A 17,868-nucleotide genomic window follows, 5' to 3' on the forward strand; every position below is an offset into this window, starting at 1 on the left:
CAACGCCCCTCACGGACGTACGACCGGGGGCGACGGAGGGGACGCAGTGGCGGAGAGGGGCGCGAAGGAGTCGGAGCGTCGCATTCCGTTACACCGGCGGCCAGTTGGCCGAATGACGCAGCTGGCCGAATAACGCCATCCATCAGGCATCGAATCTCGCCATCTGGAATGTTTGACAGAAAGCTCTTGTTTGTTGCCGTTTACTCCTGTTTTTATCCTCTCAGCTTCCGGGGAACGCCGCCGAAGCGAACACAAAACATGGGGGGATCATGCGGCATATCCAAGCCGGGCCGGATCACGTCCGCCACCTGCACACACTCGGCCCGCAGGGGACCAACTTGGAAGCCGCCTCACACGAATGGCTGCGCAGACGCGGCGTCGAGGGAACGGTCCAGCTGCATTCCTCCATCGAGGCGGCGCTGGAAGCCGTCCCGGCCGACGGGCAGCACGCCCTGACCGCCTGCGCCGTCTACCCGGCCCTGCACACCCTGGTCTTCGGCAACCTCCACCGCTTGACGATGGTCGACAGCTTCGTCATGCCGACGCACAACATGGTGCTCGCCTCCGCCGGAACGCCGGCACCGGCCACCGTCGCCTCACATCCGGCGCCCCGGGGGCTCGTCCCCGGCACGGCCGAGGTCCATGAGGTGCTCAGCAACTCCCAGGCCGCCATCGACTGCGCCGCCGGCAAGGCCGAGGGCTGCATCACCACGCTCGTCACCGCGGAGCGGCACGGACTGCGGGTCCTGCGCGACTTCGGCCCGGTCCCCATGGTCTTCACCGTCCACCAGGTCCTGACCGTGGACCTCTACTCCTGGCTGCGTGAGCGCGGCGCGCTGACCGGCTCCCCGGACGACGGCCGTCTGCTGCGCCTGGACCGGGATGCCACCGTGGCCGCGCTGCGGGACTACGTCACCACCATCGAGAAGATGGAGGCCGAGGTCACCACCGACGACGAGTACCGGGCCGCCGCCAAGGCCCTGGTGCGCTCCTGCCCGCCCGCCGGGGAGCCCAGGCAGCGCTACCGGTTCACCGAGGACCAACGGGTGCTGCTGCGGGCCAGGCGGAGCCTGGACCGGCTGCCACCGCTGACGTTCTCGCTCGCGCAGTGGTGACGGGCCCCCCGGCGCCGCCGCGGCGTGGCGAACCGCTGGTGGTGCCCGCGCTGTCGGTGCTCATGGTGCTGCTGCTCGCCGCGGGCTGGCTGATGTCCGCCCGTCTGGTGGACGGTGTGCCCGCGCTCGCCGTGGCGAGCGGCCGGACGGCGGCCAGCTTCCTGGCCATCTCGGTGATCGCCGTGCTCCGCCCGCGCAGCTGGCCCGACGTCCGGAAGGGGTTCGGCCGCCCGGGCGGGTTCCTGCTGCTGGCGTTCCTCGGGTTCTTCGCGTACTACTCCGGTACGTTGCTCGGCATCGGCCGGATCGGCGCCTCCCGGGTGGGCCTGATCGTCTCGCTGCTGCCGTGCGTGACCTTCGTCATCGGCATCGTCGCCTTCGGCGAGCGCGGCACGGTCCGCAAGATGTGCGGCACCCTGCTCGCGGTGGCCGCGGCGTGCGGTTACGCGGTGGCGGACGGACCGGGCGGCGAGGGGGCGACGGGCGGGGGCACCCTGCTGGCCGGTGCCCTGCTGGCGCTGGGCGGCACGTTCACGTACGCCCTCTACGGCTACGTCTACCGGCAGCGCATGGCCGACATCTCACCGCTGGCCGCGCTGCCCGCCATCACGGGGGCGGGCGCGGTCATGCTGGGGCTGACGACCGCGCTCTTCGTGCCGATGGGCGGCGTCACGGCGGCCGACTGGGGCGGGGTGGCGCTGCTCGGCGCGGGGCTCACCGCCCCGGTCTTCCTCATCTCGCACGAACTCATCCTGCGCAAGGGCCCGCTGTTCACCTCCGCCGTGGCGCTGGTGGTGCCGTTCCTGATCCGGCTCGGGGAATGGGCGCTGGGGTGGGCGGGCCCGCCCGGTCCGGTCGTGCTCGTCCTGATCGTCGCCTGTTCGGCCGGGGTGTGGCTGACGGTGGGCGGCTCCCGCCGGGCGCGGCCTCCGGCCACCGGCCCCGGCACGACCGACGACACCGGCCCGCCGGCCGGAATGCCACGGATGCGAGGAACATCGTGAACACACAGCAGCCCAGCATCGTCCTGGTGTACCAGCGGACGACGCTGCCCTGGGTCTTCGACAGCGCCGAGCGCGCCGGTATCCGCCTCATCCTGGTCCCCCGCCCCGACGAGACCGTGAGCGCGGACCGGCTGCCCCCGGCCGTGGCCGAGGTGCTGCGGCTGGACGTCGAAGGGGACCGGGCGGGCGCCCTGGCCACGCTGCGGCAGTTGCACGAGACCACCCCGTTCCAGGGAATCTGCACCCTGTACGACCCGGCCGTGCCGTTCGTGGCGGAGGCCGCCGAACTCCTCGGGCTGCCCGGTATCGGGCGGGACGCGGCGCTCGGCGCGCAGGACAAGCGGGTGATGCGGGAGCGACTGGCCGCGGCGGGGCTCAACGTGCCCCGCTTCGTCGGCCTGAAGGCCCCCTCCGCCTGGGAGGAGGCCGCGCACCTGGACTTCCCCGTCGTGGTCAAGCCCGCGCACGGCTTCTCCAGCCTCGGTGTCACCAAGGCGGAACGGCCGGAGGAGCTGAAGGCCGTGGTCGAGGAGGTCGGGCAGATCTGCCGGGACAAGCTGGGCCGGGCCGGGGGCCTGATCGTGGAGGAGTATCTCGACGGGCCCGAGTTCGCCGTGGAATCCCTCGCCCACCGCGGGGAGGTGACGGTGTGCGGTGTCGGCTACAAGGGCGAGCCCGAAGGGCCCTACTTCGAGGAGAGCGTCTACCGCGCGCCCGCCGTCCTGCCCGAGGCGGTGCGGGACGCCATCCGGCGCGAGGTCACCGCCGCGCACACCGCCCTCGGCATCGCCGACGGCCCCACCCACACCGAACTGCGGCTGCGCGGCGACCGGCCGTACCTGCTGGAGCTGGGGGCCCGCATCGGCGGTTCGGGGGTCTCGGAGTACATCGTCCGGAACGTCACCGGGCTGGACTTCGCCGCGGACGCGCTGCGGATCGCCGCCGGGCTGCCGCCACGCTCCCTCGGCGCCGGCCGCACCCCCTCCGCCACGGGCGCGGCGGCCAACTACATCGTGCCGTGCGGCGGTTCGGGGCGGATCACCGCCATCCACGGCCTGGACGAGCTGCGCGCCGACCCCCGGGTGGACCACGTCGTGCAGATGCTCTTCCCCGGCGATGTGGTGCGTCCCTACCCGGACTTCACCGGATACCCGGCGTTCGTCCTGTCCCGGCACGCCACCACCGCCGAGGCCGAGGAGTTCCACCGCACGCTGGAGACCGCCATCCGCATCGAGTACGCCCCGGAAGGCAGTGACCGATGACGTCCCTCCCCTTCGACGACCGTGACGGCGTCATCTGGTACGACGGCGCCTTCGTGCCGTGGCGCGACGCGAAGCTGCACGTCCTCTCCCACGGCCTGCACTACGGCGGTGGTGTCTTCGAGGGGATGCGCGTCTACGGTGGCGCGATCTTCAAACTCACCGAGCACAGCGAGCGCCTGCACACCTCCGCGCACGAACTGGGCTTCACCGTCCCCTTCGGCGTGCCCGAACTCGCCGACGCCGCACGCGAACTGGTCCGCAGGCAGGACATCACGGACGGATACGTCCGGCCCGTGGCGTGGCGGGGCGGCAAGCAGCTCGGTGTCGCCGGTACGGGCAACCGCGTCCACGTCGCCATCGCCACCTGGGAGTGGCCGAACCTCTTCGGCGACGCGACGCAGGAGGAGGGCATCCGCCTGGGCACCTCCCGCTGGCGCCGCCCGGCGCCCGACACCGCACCGGTGCGGGCCAAGGCGGCGTCGCTGTACAACATCTGCACCCTCGCCCGCGACGAGGCCGAAGCGGCCGGTTACGACGACGCCCTGCTGCTCGACCACCGGGAGCTGCTGGCCGAAGCCACCGGCGCCAACCTCTTCCTCGTCATCGACGGAGCCCTGCACACCCCCGTCCCCGACACCTTCCTCAACGGCATCACCCGCCAGACCGTAATCGGCCTCGCCCACGACCTCGGCATCCCCGTCCATGAGCGCCCGCTGGAGCCGGACGCCCTCGCCGAGGCCGACGAGGTCTTCCTCACCGGCACCGCGTACGAGGTCCAGCCGGCCGGCGCGGTGGACGGCCACCGGTACGGCGTCGGCAAGGTGACAACGGCGCTGTCCGAGGCGTACGCCCGTGTGGTGCGCACGCCCTGAAAAAAGAGGGCGAAGCCCTGCCGAGGGCCCGGAGCAGGGCCGCCGGCAGGGCTTCGCGGTGTCTCAGCGGCAGGTGCGGCCGGTGTTGATGCACCGCACCATCTGGTTCATCACACGCTCGTCGAAGACGTTGATGAAGTCCCCGTGGTCGGTGACCGGCTTGTGCAACTGCTCGGGGAAGCCGTCCACGGCGAAGAACGGCCGGGTCTTCCCGTTGTCCTTCAGGCTGGGCGCGTCCACGTCGTACACCAGGCGCTGCACGAGCTGCGGAATCGCCACGAAGCCCTTCGGGCAGCGGCCGTCGGCGTCGGTGAACGCCACGTGGGAGCGGTGGTTGGCGCTGTCGGCGTTCTTGCCGTCCCAGCAGCTCTGGAACTTCGCCGTGCGCACCACGTCGCTGCCCTGCGGGCAGATCGGGTACTTGTCCTTCAGCTGCCGGTTCTCGAACCCGGTGCAGCTCCAGGAGGCGTTGGCGTTCGCCGTCCCGTTGCTGAAGGCCTTCGCGTCGCCGGTGATGATGCGCAGGAACCTGGGCATCGCCACCACCTTGCCGCGCGGGTTGCCCACGTACTCCAGGGTGACCTTCTTGGCCGTCAGGATGCGGCCGGAGTTGCCCTCGGCGCCGCCGCCCTGCTTGTCCGCGTCGAACTCGCGGGTGCCGTCCTGCAGTCGCAGTACCGGCCAGTAGTAGGTCGACTTGTCGCCCTGGTTCTGGCAGGTGGTGCGGCCACGGGCGAAGGTGTCGTTGTCGGCGAACGCGTTGTTGGCCTGGTTGCCGACGTAGTCGTGGGTGTGATGCGCCCCGTTGGACACGCCGGGCGCCACGATGACGTTGTCGGTGTTGTAGAGCTTGTTGGCGTTGACGCCGCACGTGGTGGTGAACAGGCCCTTGGAGGCGTTCCCAGCCGGGCGCGGGGTGCGCACATTGGGCTGGACGCGGGTGATGTCCACGAAGTCCGCGGCCACCGGGCCGTTGCCCTTCTGGCCCTGACCGCCACCCTGACCGCCGCCTTGGCCACCGCCCTGGTTTCCGCCCTGGCCACCGCCTTGGCCGCCGCCCTGGCCGCCGCCCTGGCCGCCGCCGGACTGCTCCTTCAGCGTGCAGGTGGCGAGCCCGTCGAGGCCCTGCGGAGTGGCGGCCACTCTGCCGATGGCGATCGAGATGCGGTCGATGGTCGCGGTGCGCTTGTCCTTCAGCGGCCCCATGATCGCGTTCTGCGCGAAGTTGGCGTCCTGCTGGATCGCCCGCTGGGAGCCGGCCAGCCGCTGGTAGGCCTCGGCGACCTGCTTGTCCAGCAGGGCCAACTCCCGGTCCACTTCGGCCCTGGCCCGCTGGGGCACCGCGCTCAGGCGCTGGCCGACGTCGGGGCAGTCGATGGTGGAGGCCCGGGCGGACAGTGCCCGGTCGCGGCTGTCACCCTGCTGCGATCCGCCCGCGTCGGCCGAGGCGTACATGTTGACCGTCACCAGCCCACCCGCCCCCAGGGCTAACGCGGCGGTGGCGACGATCGCCCGTCTCGCGGTCTTCGACCGCCTACGCGTATTGCGTCGCATGGAACTCCTCTGTCATGTCGGACGCGTTCGACGGAAGGCTATAGCCCCGCGGCCGGACCGTGGCAGCGGGGTGGATCACGTCACCGTTCCGTCAGATCCGCCCTGGCCGAGGCGTTCCGGGACCTCCCGGGTCAGGCGGTCACCTTGGCCAGGAACTCGGCGAGGTTGGTCACGGTCCGCTCGATCTTCTCCTCCAGGGTCAGCGACTCATGGAGCCGGGCGCCCGCGCCCGCGTCCTTCTTGCCGCGTACGTACAGCGAGCAGGCGAGGTCGCCGCATATGTAGGTGCCCACCGAGTCGCCCCGCTGCCTGGCCTTCCCCGCCTTCGGCGCGACCATCAGGGAGACGCCGCCCGCGGGGGAGGTGAGGCAGAGCGAACACATGCCGCGCTGGGTCTGCCAGGAGGCGGGCGCGGGGCAGCGCAGCGCGAGGCCCGTCGGGCGGTCGTCCAGCGTGGTGACGAGGTAGGCACGGTCGTAGGCCTGGGGATCTCGCCAGCCGAGGTAGTCCAGGTCGTCCCAGGGACGGTCGGCCAGGTCGCGGGGTACGGACAGGCGTTTCGCCTCGCCCTTGGTGCAGTTGACGAAGGCGGAGCGGATCTCTCGCTCGGTCAGCGGCTTCATGACCTGGAGGCTAAGTTGCCTAAAGGTCTTAGGCAAATGAATAATGGGCTCGGCCGACATGACGCTGTCGGCGGAGAGGCAGGGGCATGGGGTACGCAGGGCTGACCGCGGAGCGTCTGACCCGGGCCGGGGCGGAGCTGGCCGACGAGGTCGGCTTCGAGCAGGTGACCGTGTCGGAGCTGGCCAGGCGGTTCGACGTCAAGGTGGCGAGCCTGTACTCGCATCTGAAGAACTCCCGCGACCTCAAGACCAGGATCGCCCTGCTCGCCCTGGAAGAACTCGCCGACCGGGCCGCCGACGCCCTGGCCGGGCGGGCCGGGAAGGACGCCCTGACCGCCTTCGGGCACGTCTACCGCGACTACGCCCGTGAGCATCCCGGCCGCTACGCCGCCGCCCAGTTCCGGCTGGACCCGAAGACGGCGGCCGCCAGCGCGGGCGGCAGGCACGCCCAGATGACGCGGGCGATCCTGCGCGGCTACGACCTGGCGGAGCCGGACCAGACGCATGCGGTGCGGCTGCTGGGCAGCGTCTTCCACGGCTACGTCAGCCTGGAGCTGGCCGGCGGGTTCAGCCACAGCTCCCCCGACTCGGAGGAGTCCTGGTCCCGGGCCCTGGACGCACTCGACGCCCTGCTGCGCAACTGGCCCGCGGCCTGAATCGCCTGCCGGCAGCGCGCGGATGGCCCATTCGCCCCTCCCCGGTCGCTTCCGCTCCGCGCCGGGAGGGCGCTCCGGTGACCTGCGTAAACGATCAAGTTCAGTGGTGGCCGTGGCGCGGTGGGGTGACGCCTCGTGTTGCGGGGGTTGCGGACTGTCGGTTGGCTCATGAGCGGAACACCTCACAGGTGCCGCGTAACCGGGTCGGCCACTGCTCCGTTGGAGGATTCTCATGCGTTACGTACCCGTCGGCGCAGGCATCGGCCTGGCGCTCTGTGCCCTCGCGCTGCAGGGCCCGGCCGCTGCCGCCGATGACTCGGAGCTCCGCATCAGCCCGAGGAACGGCGCCCCGGGGTCCACGGTCACCGTCAGCACGACCGCCTGCGGCTCGGACGTGACCTACGGCAAGGGCACCGCGGGCGGAGACGAGTTCCACCTGTTCGACGACAACCACACCGGCGTGCTCACCGGCCACTTCCGGATTCCCGGGGACGCCGCGTCCGGCGACCACGACGTGGTCGTGAAGTGTCCGCCGAGCATCAAGATCACCGATACGGTCGCGGTCGAGCGCAGCCGCCCCACCGGCGGGGTCCACGCCGGTTTCGGACCCGCCGCGGTCGGCGAGAACAAGCCCACCCTCCTCGGTGGCGCGGTCCTGGCCGTCACGGCCGGGGGTGTGCTCCTGATGCGCCGCCACCGAAGCGTCCGGCGCTGAGCCCAGCCCGTTAAGGACTCGGCGGTGGCGTGGGACGCGGAAGTGGCCGTGGTCGGCGCGGGCGCGGCCGGTCTGACGCTGGCCCACCGGCTCGCCACGCTGCCCTCCCCGCCCCGGGTGCTGCTGGTCGAGGCGCCGGAGGGGCGGCTGCGGCCACCGGAGCGGACGTGGTGCTGGTGGGAGGAGCCGGGCGGTGAGTTCGACGGAGCACTGGCCGCCCGCTGGAGCCGGGTCGGGATGCACGGGGCCGACGGCCGCCCGCTGAGACGCGAGATCGCGCCCTTCGTCTACAAGATGCTGCGGTCGCGCGACTTCGAACGCCGGGTGGCCGCCCGCCTCGACGCCGCGCCCTCGGTGCGGCGGATGGAGGCGGTGGTGGACGAGGTGTGCGACGACGCGGACGGCGCCCTCGTGCGGGGCGTCCGCGCCGACGGCCGCCCGGTGGCCTGGCGCACCCGGTGGGCCTTCGACTCCCGCCCCGCGGCCGCCCTGCCACCGGCCCGTACGACGCTGCTCCAGCACTTCCGGGGCTGGTTCCTCCGCTGCGACGCCCCCGCCCTGGACCCCGCGGTGGCCGAGCTGATGGACTTCCGCACCCCGCAGCCGGAGCGGGGCCTGTCCTTCGGCTATGTGCTTCCGCTGAGCGACCGTGAGGCGCTGGTGGAGTACACCGAGTTCTCGCCCGCGGTGCTGGACGACACCGCGTACGACGCGGCCCTGCGCCACTACACCGGGACCGTGCTGCGGCTGCCGCCCTTCCGGGTGCTCTCCGCCGAGCAGGGCGTCATCCCGATGACCGACGGCCGCTTCCCCCGCCACGCGGGCGCCCATGTGTTCCGGATCGGCACCGCGGGCGGCGCCACCCGCCCGGCCACCGGCTACACCTTCGCCGCGGTGCAGCGGCAGTCCCGCGCGGTGGCGGCGGCCTTCGCCGCGGGCCGCCGCCCGGTGCCGCCCGCCCCGTATCCGGCCCGCGCGCTCGCCATGGACGCGGCGATGCTGCGCGCCCTGGCCACCGGCCGGGTGACCGGCGCCGATGTCTTCACCACGCTCTTCCGCCGCGTCCCCGCCGAGCGGCTGCTGCGCTTCCTCGACGGCCGCACCGGGTGGGCGGAGGACGTCATGGTGGGGTTGCGGACCCCGGTGGCGCCCATGCTGCGCACGGTGGCCGAACTGCCCTGGCTCCGCAAGGCGGCGGGCGCCGCGGTGGCGGACCGGCCCCGTGCGCACCCGCACCGGCCGGGCGCCACCGAGGCGGGGCGGTGAAGCGCGCGGTGGCGGCTCGCCGGGGGCGGGACCGGCGGGCCGAGATGCTGCCCGTGGCGGCGGGCCGGGCCCGGGTCCCGGCCGGATGTGCGCCGCGGGTCGCCGTGGTGGGCGGCGGGATCGCGGGGCTCGCGGCGGCGACCGCGCTGGCCGAACGCGGGGTCGCGGTGGTGCTGTACGAGCGCGGCGCGACGCTCGGCGGGCGGCTGGCCGGATGGCCGACCACGCTCGCGGACGGATCGGCGGCGACGATGTGCCGCGGTTTCCACGCCTTCTTCAGGCAGTACTACAACCTGCGCGGGCTGCTGCGGCGGATCGACCCGGACTTGAGCCTGTTCACCGGGCTGCCGGACTATCCGCTGTGGCACGCCTCGGGCCTGCGGGACGGGTTCACGGGCGTCCCGCGCACCCCGCCGTGGTCCGCGCTCGGCTTCGCCGCGCGCAGTCCGTCGTTCGGCTGGCGGGACCTGGCGCGCATGGACCCGGTGGCCGCGCTGCCGCTGTTCGACGTCCGGCTGCCAGGGATCCACGAGCGGCTGGACGCGCTCAGCGCGGCGGAGTTCCTGGACGCGGTCCGCTTCCCGGCGGCGGCCCGGCACCTGGCGTTCGAGGTGTTCTCCCGCAGCTTCTTCACCGATCCGGGCGAGCTGTCCGCGGCCGAGCTGGCGGTGATGTTCCACATCTACTTCCTCGGGTCCAGCGAGGGGCTGCTGTTCGACGTGGTGCGCGAGCCGTTCCCCTGCGCGCTGTGGGATCCGCTGCGGCGCTATCTGGAGGGCCACGGCGCACGGGTGCGGCTGGGTGCCGCCGTGGAGTCGGTGTGCCCGCTGGACGGCGGGCGGGTGGCGGTGGACGGGGAGGCGTACGACGGGGTGGTGCTCGCCCTGGACACGGCGGGCCTGCGCGCGCTGGTGGCGGACTCCCCCGGCCTCGGCGACCCGAGGTGGCGGGAGCGGATCGCGGCCCTGCGGACCGCGCCGCCGTTCCTGGTCTCCCGCCTGTGGCTCGGCGCGCCCACGGACCCCGGCCGCCCCGGGTTCCTCGGCACGAGCGGTTACGGACCGCTGGACAACGTCAGCGTGGTGTCCCGGTGGGAGGGCGAAGCCGCCCGCTGGGCGGCGGCCACCGGCGGATCGGTGCTGGAGCTGCACGCGTACGCCGTCGACCCGGCCGCCGACCGGACCGCCGTGGAGCGCCGGTTGCGGGCGGAGCTGGCCCGGGTCTACCCCGAGACCCGGGATGCCGGGCTGGTCGACGCCCGCCACGAGTGGCGCGCCGACTGCCCGGCCTTCCCGGTCGGCGGCTACCGCGACCGGCCCACGGTGCGCACGCCCGATCCTGCGGTGGTGCTGGCCGGGGACCTCGTCCGCACCGATCTGCCGGTCGCGCTGATGGAACGGGCGGCCACCAGCGGGTTCCTGGCCGCCAACGCGCTGCTCGCCCGCTGGGGCGTGCGCGGCCAGCGGCTGTGGACGGTCCCCCGCCACGGCCGCGTGGCCGTGCTGCGCGGTGTGCACCGGCTGGCCGACGGTCCGTCCGCCGCGCCCACCGTCGGTCAGCCCGGGAAGCGCCCGGCCTCGCGCAGGGCCCAGCGGCGTTCGGCGTAGGCGAGGTCGTCGCGCCACAAGCGCGCGGCGGCCGCGCGCATCAGGGGGCGCAGCAGGGGTGCGGCCGCGCGGGCGACGGCGAAGCCGGGGCGGTCGGACGTGGCGAGGACGGCCTCGATGACGGCGGTGCGGGGGCGGCCGCGGTGGTCGGAGGCCAGCGGGGTGGCGTGGGTTTCGACGACGGAGCCGCGGCCCTCACCCTCGGTGACGCGCATGACGACGGTGCGGGGCCCGGGCGCGGAGAAGACGGCGCGGACGGGGACGACCACACGCCCGGCCACTTTGAAGGACACCCGGACGGCGAGGGCGTCCTCGCCGTCCGGCTCCTCGACGGTGAGGTCGACGAAGGAGTACGGGTGGAGCCACGCGCCGTGCCACGGGTCGAGGCGGTTGGCGATGACATCGGCGGGCTCGCAGGTGCCGGTGACGTCGTGGACGGCGGCGACCGTGGCCCCGGCCGCCGGGCGGGGCGGCTGTACGGGGCGTTCCAGCGGCTCCTCGCCACCGGCCGCGTCGAGCCGTACCCAGGCGAGCACGCCGTCGTCGTGGGCGGGCAGCGGGGACCAGCCCGCGGTGGCGTCCCCGGGCAGGGCGAGGCCGTGCCAGTGGCAGACGAGCGCGCCGCGGCTGACCGCCGCGTCCTTCAGCGGCGCCCCGAGGTGCGGACAGGCGCCGGGTCCGGCGGCGAGGCGCCCGGTGGCGTCCCGCCAGGCCACCACCTCGCTGCCGGCGATGGTGCGGCCGAAGGGGCGGCCCGGGGTGACGGCGGCGGACGCGCCGAGCACGTACCAGTTGCCCGACGGGCGGTCCTGGGCCCGTTTCAGGGCCGCGGCGATCAGGGCGGGCCTGGCCTCCCGCCAGGTGGGCCGCTGCCGGTCCCAGGGCACACCGCCGCGGCGCAGCGACAGCGGAAGACGGCGCGGTACGACCGGTGTCATGCGGCCTCCTCGGCGGGGAGCGGCCGGCCGGGCGGGCCGGTGCGTACCGTACGGGCGGCCAGCAGCCGGGCGGCGCCGACCCGGACCAGTCCGTCGAGCGCGACCGCGGCGCGGACCCGCCGCCGCACCGCCGACCGCCGGTGCAGCACCGCGTACCCGTCGCGCTCGACGGCGGTGACGATGCCTCCGTAGAGCACGTAGGCGGTACGGATGCAGGGGCGGGCCACGGGGTCGAGCATCGGGATGCCGGGCAGCGCGCGGCGGTAGTAGCCGCGGGTCAGGGCGGCGAAGTCGCGCAGGGCGGCGGTGATGCGGTGGTCCCGCCGCCCGGTGCGGCGGGACCACCGCAGGCACGCCCGGTCCACTCCGTGCGCGGCCAGCAGGTCGGCGGGCAGATAGATCCGGCCGCGGTCCAGGTCCTCCCCCACGTCCCGCAGGAAGTTGGTGAGCTGGAAGGCGACACCGAGCGCCGCCGCGTGCGGCTCGGCCGTCTCGCGGGGCACGACGTGGCCGAGGACGGGCAGCATCTGAAGGCCGATCACCGCGGCCGAACCGTGCATGTAATGGCGCAGGTGCGCGAAGGTGGGGTAGTCGGTGACGGTCAGATCGCTGCGCATCGAGGCCATGAAGTCGGTGAAGTGCCGGTGGTCGATGCGGTACGTGGCGGCGGTGTGTACCAGTGCCCGTACGACCGGCTCGTGGCCGCGGCCGGTGCGCAGCGCCCGGGACAGCTCGTCGGCGAGCCGGTCCAGGCAGGCCTCGCGTCGCGCGGGACCGGCGGAGCCTTCGAGGTCGTCCACGATGTCGTCGGCCCAGCGGGCGAATCCGTAGAGCGCGTGCACGGCGGGGCGCCGGGCCGCGGGCAGCAGCCGGGTGGCCAGGAAGTACGTCCTGCCGTGGCGGGCGTTGAGCTGCCGGCACCGCAGGTAGTCGGCGCGCAGCGCCGGGTCGTGGATGCCCGCGGCGTCGAGTTCGTGTCGGGTCATGGGGATCCTTGCCGGTGGAGGGCCCGCGGCCGGACGCGGCGGGGACCGTCGAGGTGGACGTGGCGGGGGCCCGGGCGGGGGTGGCCGGTGATGCGGGCGGCGGCCAGCTTTCCCGAGAGCAGCACGGTCGGGACGCCCACCCCGGGAGTGGTGCCACAGCCCGCCAGCACCGCGTTCTCCGTTCCACGTACGAGGTTGGCCGGGCGGAACGGCCCGGTCTGGCCGAAGGTGTGGGCGAGCGAGAACGGGCTGCCCGCGGCGTGCCCCTGGGCCGCCCAGTCGGCCGGGGTGACCAGGCATTCCGCTTCGATGGCCGCCCCGAGTCCGGCGAGGCCCCGGCGCTCCAGCTCGGTGAGGACGCGGTCCCGGTAGCGCGGGCCGAGGGTGCGCCACTCGGCGGCGCGGGGGCCGATGTCGGTGTTGGGGCAGGGCGCGAGGAGGTAGTGGATGTGGCGGCCGGGCGGGGCGAGGGCGGGGTCGTGGGTGGTGGGCCGGGTGATGAGGAGCGAGGGGTCGCTCATCAGCCGCCCGGAGACGGTCAGTTCCTCGAACGTGGCGCGCCACGCGGCGCCGAAGGAGAGGGTGTGGTGGGCCAGTTGCGGCCAGGTGCGGTCGGTGCCGGTGTGCAGGACGACGGCCGAGGGTGAGCGCCGGTGGCGCAGCGGGCGGCGCGGGGCGCGGCCCAGCAGCCGGTAGGCCTCGGTCAGCTCGCAGCTGAGGACGACGGCGTCGCAGGGGACGCGGCCGTGTGTGGTGATGACGGCGGTGATCCGCCCGGCCCGCCGCTCCAGCCGGGTGACCCGCTGGCCGTATCGCAGGTCGGCGCCGGCGTCGGTGGCCGCGGCGGCCAGCGCGCGGGGCACGGCGTGCAGGCCGCCCCGGGGGAAGTACACACCCGCGACGGTGTCCATGTAGGCGATGACGGCGTACGCGGCCAGGGCGCGGGCCGGTGGCACGCCCGCGTAGAGGGCCTGGAAGGAGAACACCCGGCGCAGCCGCTCGTCCCGGAGGAAGCGGCCGATGCCCGGGTCGAGCCGTCCGAAGCCGCCGAGCGCGGCCAGCCGGGCCAGGTCGGGGTGGAGCAGCTGGAGCGGCGAGTCGAAGTTGGCGTCGATGAAGCGGGTGATCTGCACGCGGTGGAGGGCTTCCAGCCAGGTCCGCAGCCGCCGGTATCCGGCCGCTTCCCGTGACCCGGCGAAGGCGCGTACGGATTCCTCCATGGCGTCCGCGCCGGTGTGGACGTCGAGGCTGCTGCCGTCGGCGAACGTGGCCCGGTAGGCGGGGTGCAGCGCGACCAGGTCGAGCCGGTCGGCCAGCTCCTCCCCCACGGCGGCCAGTGGCTCGGCCAGCAGGTCCGGCATGGTGAGCACGGTGGGGCCGGTGTCGAAGTGGTAGCCGCTCCGCTCCAGGCGGCCCGCCCGGCCGCCGGGCCGGGTGGCGCGTTCCACCAGGGTCACCCGGCGTCCGGCGCCGAGCAGGTGCAAGGTGGCGGCGAGCCCGGACAGGCCCGCTCCGACGACCACGACATGGCCGGTGGGCCCGGCGACGGTCCTCATGGGCATGGTTTCAGTCTTCTGACGCCCGGGCCGCGCACCCGCGCGAGGGGCCGTCCGGCCGAACGAATTCGACCGTAGGTGAGGCCGGCCCGTGCCCGCGCGGCGCCGGGGCCGCCCGCGTACGGTCGCCCGCATGCCACCACCCCCGGCGCGGCCGGGGGTGGTGGCATGCGGGCGAAGTGGCTCAGCCGGCGCCGGCCGCGGCCTCGGGCTGGATCTGCGGGGCGGGGCTCGGGCGCCCCGCGGGGCGGGTGACGGCGGAGACCGCCACCATCACCACGACGTTGAGGACCAGCGCGATGACGCCCACGTTCAGGTCCTTGATCGCCTGCGGGAGTCCCGGCAACAGGCTGCCGACCGTGGCACCGGAGAGGGTGATGGCGGCGACCGTGACCACTCCGACCACGATGCCCGCGGCCGCTCCCTGCTTGGACACCAGTTGCCGCTTGGCCAGGCTCGCGAGCAGGGCGGGGAACAGCTGGGTCACCAGGGCGTAGCCCATGAGCAGCAGGGACACGATCGAACTGCCGCCGTTGAAGGTGAAGTAGAGGGAGACCAGCGCGAGGGCGGGGACCAGCCACTGGGCCAGGCGGGTCACCTGCTTGTCGCTGCTGCGCGGGCGGGCGAGGCGGTAGACGTTCTTCGCCAGGCAGGTCGCGGAGGTCATCAGCAGCAGCGATCCGGGGACCAGCGCGGTGAGCAGTCCCGCGCCGCCGACGATGCCCACGAACCACGAGGGGAACGTGGCGGTGGTGATGCGCAGCAGCGAGAGGTCCGCGTCGGCTCCCTTGAGGCCGGGCACGACGAGGATGGCGGTGAACCCGGCGAAGAAGACGAAGAGCAGGATGAGCTGGTAGAGCGGCATGAAGATGGCGTTGCGGCGGAAGACACGTTCGTTCTGGGCGCTGTAGGCGGCGCTGAAGGTGTGCGGCCACATGTAGAAGCCGAGTGCCGAGAGCAGCACGGTGGAGGCGAACCACGAGGTGCTCATGCCGCTGGTGGGCAGGGTGAGGAAGCCCGCCTGGTGCTTGTCGACCGCGCGGAACATGTCCTCGAAGCCGCCGAAGTAGTGGATCGGCAGGTAGATGCCGAGGATCAGGACGACCGCGAGGATGGTGACGTCCTTCATGACGGCGGTCCAGGCCGATCCGTGGATGCCCGAGATGGTGACGTAGACGGTCAGGGCGATGGTGCCGATCACGATGGCCCAGTGGGAGGGGATGCGGCCGTCGGAGGAGACGGACACGATGATCCCGAGCCCCTTCAGCTGCAGGACGAGGTACGGCACCATCGCGATGACGCCGACGAGGGCCACGAGCGCGCCGAGCAGCGGGCTGTCGAACTTGGCGACGAAGAAGTCGGACTGGGAGATGAGCCGGTGCTGTTTGGCGTACCGCCAGACGGCCGGGAGCAGCCAGTAGGACAGCACGTAGGCGAGTGAGGCGTAACAGAGGATGTAGTACGCCGGGGCGCCCTTGCCGTAGGCCCAGCCCGAGGCGCCGAGGAAGGTGAAGGTCGTGTAGATCTCACCGGCGAGCAGCAGGAACACGAAGATCGTGCCGAAGCCGCGGCCGCCGACCGACCACTGTTCGAGGTCCATGTCCCTGCCGCGCCGGGCGCGCAGCCCCAGCAGCAGCGCGGCGGCGAGGAAGACGAAGATGACGGCGAGGGCGATCACGAGGTGGTCTCCTCACGGTTGGCCGGGTCGAGCCGGTAGATGACGGCCATGGTCGCCGATATCAGGACGACCCACAGGACCAGCCAGAAGAGGATGAACGGCATACCGAGGACATAGGGCGTCACCCGGTTCACGAAGAAGATCCCCCCGAGGATCCCGATGAACGGGATCGCGCCGAGCAGATGGATGGGTTTCACGTCAAGAACCTCCTGGGGCGGGCCGCACTCCTCAGACGGGGCGGGGCTCCTCTGGGGATGACACGAGCGTGGGACGGTCCCGCCGGGGTGATGCCACCGGGGGAGGGCTCGGCCCATCAGGAGGGGTGGTCACCTCTCCCCGATCCAGGCCATTCCACTTCGCGGAAATCTTTTTTCAACTGGGAGATGTATAGGTCGGCCGCGAATCCATGTCAACGCTTCACTCCCAGCGGATCGATCAAACATCTCGCCGAAGCGGACGCATCGCCATCAACCGTCGCCGGGGGTTGACGCCGACGGACCACAAGGGTTGTTATTCCACTAAGCAAAAACCACTATCCGCATCGTGGAAGTTACGAGAGTGGTGGAGACGTAGCAGCCCGGCGTTCCAGAGGCGCCCCGACGTGCGAGGTCAGCCCATGCCCACACCGAGTCCCGGATTCGCCCTCACCCTGCGTGCGGAGGCCCCCGCCGACACCACCGCCACCCGGCGGCTGGCCGCGGCGGTGGGCGACGCCGGGGGCGTGCTCACCGCGCTCGACGTCGTCGAGACCGGCGCCGACCACATCGTGGTCGACCTGACCTGTGACGCCGTCGACAGCGACCACATCAAGGTGATCACCGACGCGGTGGCGGCGCTCGACGGGGTGGGGGTGCGCACGGTCGGCGACGCCACGTTCCTCACGCACATCGGCGGCAAGCTGGAGGTCAGCCCCCGGGTCGAGCTGCGCGGCCGCGACGACCTCTCCCGCGCCTACACCCCGGGAGTCGCGCGCGTCTGCCAGGCCATCGCCGCCGACCGGGAAGAGGCCCGGCGCCTGACCGTGAAGCGAAACACCGTCGCGGTCGTGACCGACGGATCGGCCGTGCTCGGCCTGGGCAACCTGGGCCCCGCGGCGGCCCTGCCCGTCATGGAGGGCAAGGCCGCCCTGTTCAAGCGGTTCGCCGACGTGGACGCGTGGCCGGTGTGCCTGGACACCCAGGACACCGACGAGATCGTCCGGGCCGTCGAGCTGATCGCCCCGGTGTACGGAGGCGTCAACCTCGAGGACATCTCCGCACCGCGCTGCTTCGAGATCGAACGGCGGCTGCGCGAAAAGCTGGACATCCCCGTCTTCCACGACGACCAGCACGGCACCGCGGTCGTCGTCCTCGCCGCCCTCACCAACGCCCTGCGCGTGGTCGGCAAGAAGCTCGCCGATACGACGATTGTGGTGAGCGGAGTGGGCGCGGCGGGGACCGCCATCATCCGGCTGCTGGCCGCCGAGGGCGCCGGCGACATCGTGGCCTGCGACCGGTCCGGTGTCATCCACCGCGACCGGGCCGGACTGGACGCGTCCCGCCGGCGGCTCGCGGAGGACACCAACGCCGGAAACCGCACCGGCGGCGTGGCGGACGCCCTGCGCGGCGCGGACGTCTTCATCGGCGTGTCCGCGCCCGGCATCCTGAGCGGCGAGGACGTGGCGGCGATGGCGGACGACGCGATCGTCTTCGCCCTGGCCAACCCCGACCCCGAGGTCGATCCGGTCCGGGCGCGGCGCCACGCCACCGTCGTCGCGACCGGCCGCAGCGACTACCCCAACCAGATCAACAACGTCCTGGCCTTCCCCGGCATCTTCCGCGGACTGCTCGACGCGGGCGCCCGGGAGATCTCCGACGCGATGCTCATCGCGGCGGCCCGCGCCATCGCCGACACGGTGGCGCCCGCCGAACTGCACGCCGGACACATCGTCCCCAGCGTCTTCGACCCGGACGTCGCGCCCGCGGTCGCCGCGGCGGTCCGGGACGCGAGCCCCACCGGGGCCTGACCCCTTTCCTCCCTACGAGTCCTGCACGCAC

The 17,868-nt window shown here is 73.1% G+C and carries 16 protein-coding genes; 9 read left to right on the top strand and 7 right to left on the bottom strand.

The genetic code is table 11. The annotated features are described in order from the left end of the window. The first annotated feature begins 269 nt into the window (after positions 1-269). From ABZ562_RS20410 to ABZ562_RS20425, 4 genes are read left to right on the top strand one after another with little or no spacing between them, the layout of a single operon-like run. Entirely contained in the window at positions 270-1,115 is an 846-nt protein-coding gene (locus ABZ562_RS20410) for a hypothetical protein (RefSeq protein WP_361481346.1), read from the top strand. After that, a complete protein-coding gene (locus ABZ562_RS20415) occupies positions 1,109-2,119 on the top strand; it encodes a DMT family transporter (RefSeq protein ID WP_361481349.1) in 1,011 nt (336 codons plus the stop codon). Before ABZ562_RS20410 ends, ABZ562_RS20415 begins: the two co-directional genes overlap by 7 nt. Further along, complete coding sequence (locus ABZ562_RS20420; protein ID WP_361481352.1) at positions 2,116-3,381, top strand: ATP-grasp domain-containing protein; 1,266 nt, start codon at positions 2,116-2,118, stop codon at positions 3,379-3,381. The genes ABZ562_RS20415 and ABZ562_RS20420 overlap by 4 nt, the downstream gene beginning before the upstream one ends. Then, entirely contained in the window at positions 3,378-4,253 is an 876-nt protein-coding gene (locus ABZ562_RS20425; protein WP_361481355.1) for a branched-chain amino acid aminotransferase, read from the top strand. The genes ABZ562_RS20420 and ABZ562_RS20425 overlap by 4 nt, the downstream gene beginning before the upstream one ends. 63 nt (positions 4,254-4,316) lie before the next feature. Here the strand turns inward: ABZ562_RS20425 and ABZ562_RS20430 are convergent, their stop codons facing one another. Both ABZ562_RS20430 and ABZ562_RS20435 read right to left on the bottom strand, forming a co-directional pair. Beyond that, complete coding sequence (locus tag ABZ562_RS20430) at positions 4,317-5,807, bottom strand: DUF1996 domain-containing protein (RefSeq protein WP_361481358.1); 1,491 nt, start codon at positions 5,805-5,807, stop codon at positions 4,317-4,319. Positions 5,808-5,938: 131 nt separating this feature from the next. Then, positions 5,939-6,430, bottom strand: coding sequence for an FBP domain-containing protein (locus ABZ562_RS20435; RefSeq protein ID WP_361481361.1), 492 nt, complete (start codon positions 6,428-6,430; stop codon positions 5,939-5,941). An 86-nt stretch (positions 6,431-6,516) separates the two neighbouring features. Here ABZ562_RS20435 and ABZ562_RS20440 point away from each other — a divergent pair, with 86 nt between their 5' ends. The 4 genes from ABZ562_RS20440 to ABZ562_RS20455 all read left to right on the top strand — a co-directional run bounded on the left by ABZ562_RS20440 (position 6,517) and on the right by ABZ562_RS20455 (position 10,674). Further along, a complete protein-coding gene (locus tag ABZ562_RS20440) occupies positions 6,517-7,086 on the top strand; it encodes a WHG domain-containing protein (RefSeq protein ID WP_361481364.1) in 570 nt (189 codons plus the stop codon). Positions 7,087-7,318: 232 nt separating this feature from the next. Further along, entirely contained in the window at positions 7,319-7,801 is a 483-nt protein-coding gene (locus ABZ562_RS20445) for a sortase (RefSeq protein ID WP_361481367.1), read from the top strand. A 24-nt stretch (positions 7,802-7,825) separates the two neighbouring features. Further along, entirely contained in the window at positions 7,826-9,067 is a 1,242-nt protein-coding gene (locus ABZ562_RS20450) for a lycopene cyclase family protein (RefSeq protein ID WP_361481370.1), read from the top strand. Between the two features lie 44 nt (positions 9,068-9,111). Continuing rightward, on the top strand, positions 9,112-10,674 hold the full coding sequence (locus tag ABZ562_RS20455) for an FAD-dependent oxidoreductase (RefSeq protein WP_361481633.1): 1,563 nt from the start codon (positions 9,112-9,114) through the stop codon (positions 10,672-10,674). Here ABZ562_RS20455 and ABZ562_RS20460 read toward each other — a convergent pair. The 5 genes from ABZ562_RS20460 to ABZ562_RS20480 form a co-directional block, all read right to left on the bottom strand. Then, positions 10,623-11,612, bottom strand: a complete 990-nt coding sequence (locus ABZ562_RS20460; protein WP_361481373.1) for a DUF5914 domain-containing protein — start codon at positions 11,610-11,612, stop codon at positions 10,623-10,625. The two genes, ABZ562_RS20455 and ABZ562_RS20460, sit on opposite strands and share 52 nt — an antisense overlap. Further along, positions 11,609-12,598, bottom strand: a complete 990-nt coding sequence (locus tag ABZ562_RS20465; protein WP_361481376.1) for a phytoene/squalene synthase family protein — start codon at positions 12,596-12,598, stop codon at positions 11,609-11,611. The genes ABZ562_RS20460 and ABZ562_RS20465 overlap by 4 nt, the downstream gene beginning before the upstream one ends. After that, positions 12,595-14,154 carry a phytoene desaturase family protein gene (gene crtI / locus ABZ562_RS20470; RefSeq protein WP_361481635.1) on the bottom strand — a complete coding sequence of 520 codons (1,560 nt, stop codon included), beginning with the start codon at positions 14,152-14,154 and terminating at the stop codon, positions 12,595-12,597. Before crtI ends, ABZ562_RS20465 begins: the two co-directional genes overlap by 4 nt. A gap of 184 nt (positions 14,155-14,338) precedes the next feature. Continuing rightward, entirely contained in the window at positions 14,339-15,832 is a 1,494-nt protein-coding gene (locus ABZ562_RS20475) for a sodium:solute symporter (RefSeq protein ID WP_361481379.1), read from the bottom strand. Beyond that, positions 15,829-16,029: a DUF3311 domain-containing protein gene (locus ABZ562_RS20480; RefSeq protein ID WP_055551281.1), complete on the bottom strand. Its 201-nt coding sequence runs from the start codon at positions 16,027-16,029 to the stop codon at positions 15,829-15,831. Before ABZ562_RS20480 ends, ABZ562_RS20475 begins: the two co-directional genes overlap by 4 nt. Before the next feature lie 419 nt (positions 16,030-16,448). Here ABZ562_RS20480 and ABZ562_RS20485 point away from each other — a divergent pair, with 419 nt between their 5' ends. Continuing rightward, the gene (locus ABZ562_RS20485) at positions 16,449-17,837 is read left to right on the top strand and encodes an NAD-dependent malic enzyme (RefSeq protein ID WP_361481382.1); all 1,389 of its coding nucleotides are present in this window, start codon (positions 16,449-16,451) and stop codon (positions 17,835-17,837) included. Positions 17,838-17,868: the final 31 nt, after the last annotated feature.

The organism is Streptomyces sp. NPDC019937 (assembly GCF_040631655.1).
Taxonomy (GTDB): domain Bacteria; phylum Actinomycetota; class Actinomycetes; order Streptomycetales; family Streptomycetaceae; genus Streptomyces.

What these genes read in the sequence shown, in the direction of transcription:
- ABZ562_RS20435 (WP_361481361.1), bottom strand. Translation starts at nt 6,430, where the DNA reads ATGAAGCCGCTGACCGAGCGAGAGATCCGCTCCGCCTTCGTCAACTGC.
- ABZ562_RS20460 (WP_361481373.1), bottom strand. Translation starts at nt 11,612, where the DNA reads ATGACACCGGTCGTACCGCGCCGTCTTCCGCTGTCGCTGCGCCGCGGC.
- ABZ562_RS20455 (WP_361481633.1), top strand. Translation starts at nt 9,112, where the DNA reads ATGCTGCCCGTGGCGGCGGGCCGGGCCCGGGTCCCGGCCGGATGTGCG.
- ABZ562_RS20425 (WP_361481355.1), top strand. Translation starts at nt 3,378, where the DNA reads ATGACGTCCCTCCCCTTCGACGACCGTGACGGCGTCATCTGGTACGAC.
- ABZ562_RS20445 (WP_361481367.1), top strand. Translation starts at nt 7,319, where the DNA reads ATGCGTTACGTACCCGTCGGCGCAGGCATCGGCCTGGCGCTCTGTGCC.
- ABZ562_RS20440 (WP_361481364.1), top strand. Translation starts at nt 6,517, where the DNA reads ATGGGGTACGCAGGGCTGACCGCGGAGCGTCTGACCCGGGCCGGGGCG.
- ABZ562_RS20465 (WP_361481376.1), bottom strand. Translation starts at nt 12,598, where the DNA reads ATGACCCGACACGAACTCGACGCCGCGGGCATCCACGACCCGGCGCTG.
- ABZ562_RS20485 (WP_361481382.1), top strand. Translation starts at nt 16,449, where the DNA reads ATGCCCACACCGAGTCCCGGATTCGCCCTCACCCTGCGTGCGGAGGCC.
- ABZ562_RS20410 (WP_361481346.1), top strand. Translation starts at nt 270, where the DNA reads ATGCGGCATATCCAAGCCGGGCCGGATCACGTCCGCCACCTGCACACA.
- crtI (WP_361481635.1), bottom strand. Translation starts at nt 14,154, where the DNA reads ATGAGGACCGTCGCCGGGCCCACCGGCCATGTCGTGGTCGTCGGAGCG.
- ABZ562_RS20430 (WP_361481358.1), bottom strand. Translation starts at nt 5,807, where the DNA reads ATGCGACGCAATACGCGTAGGCGGTCGAAGACCGCGAGACGGGCGATC.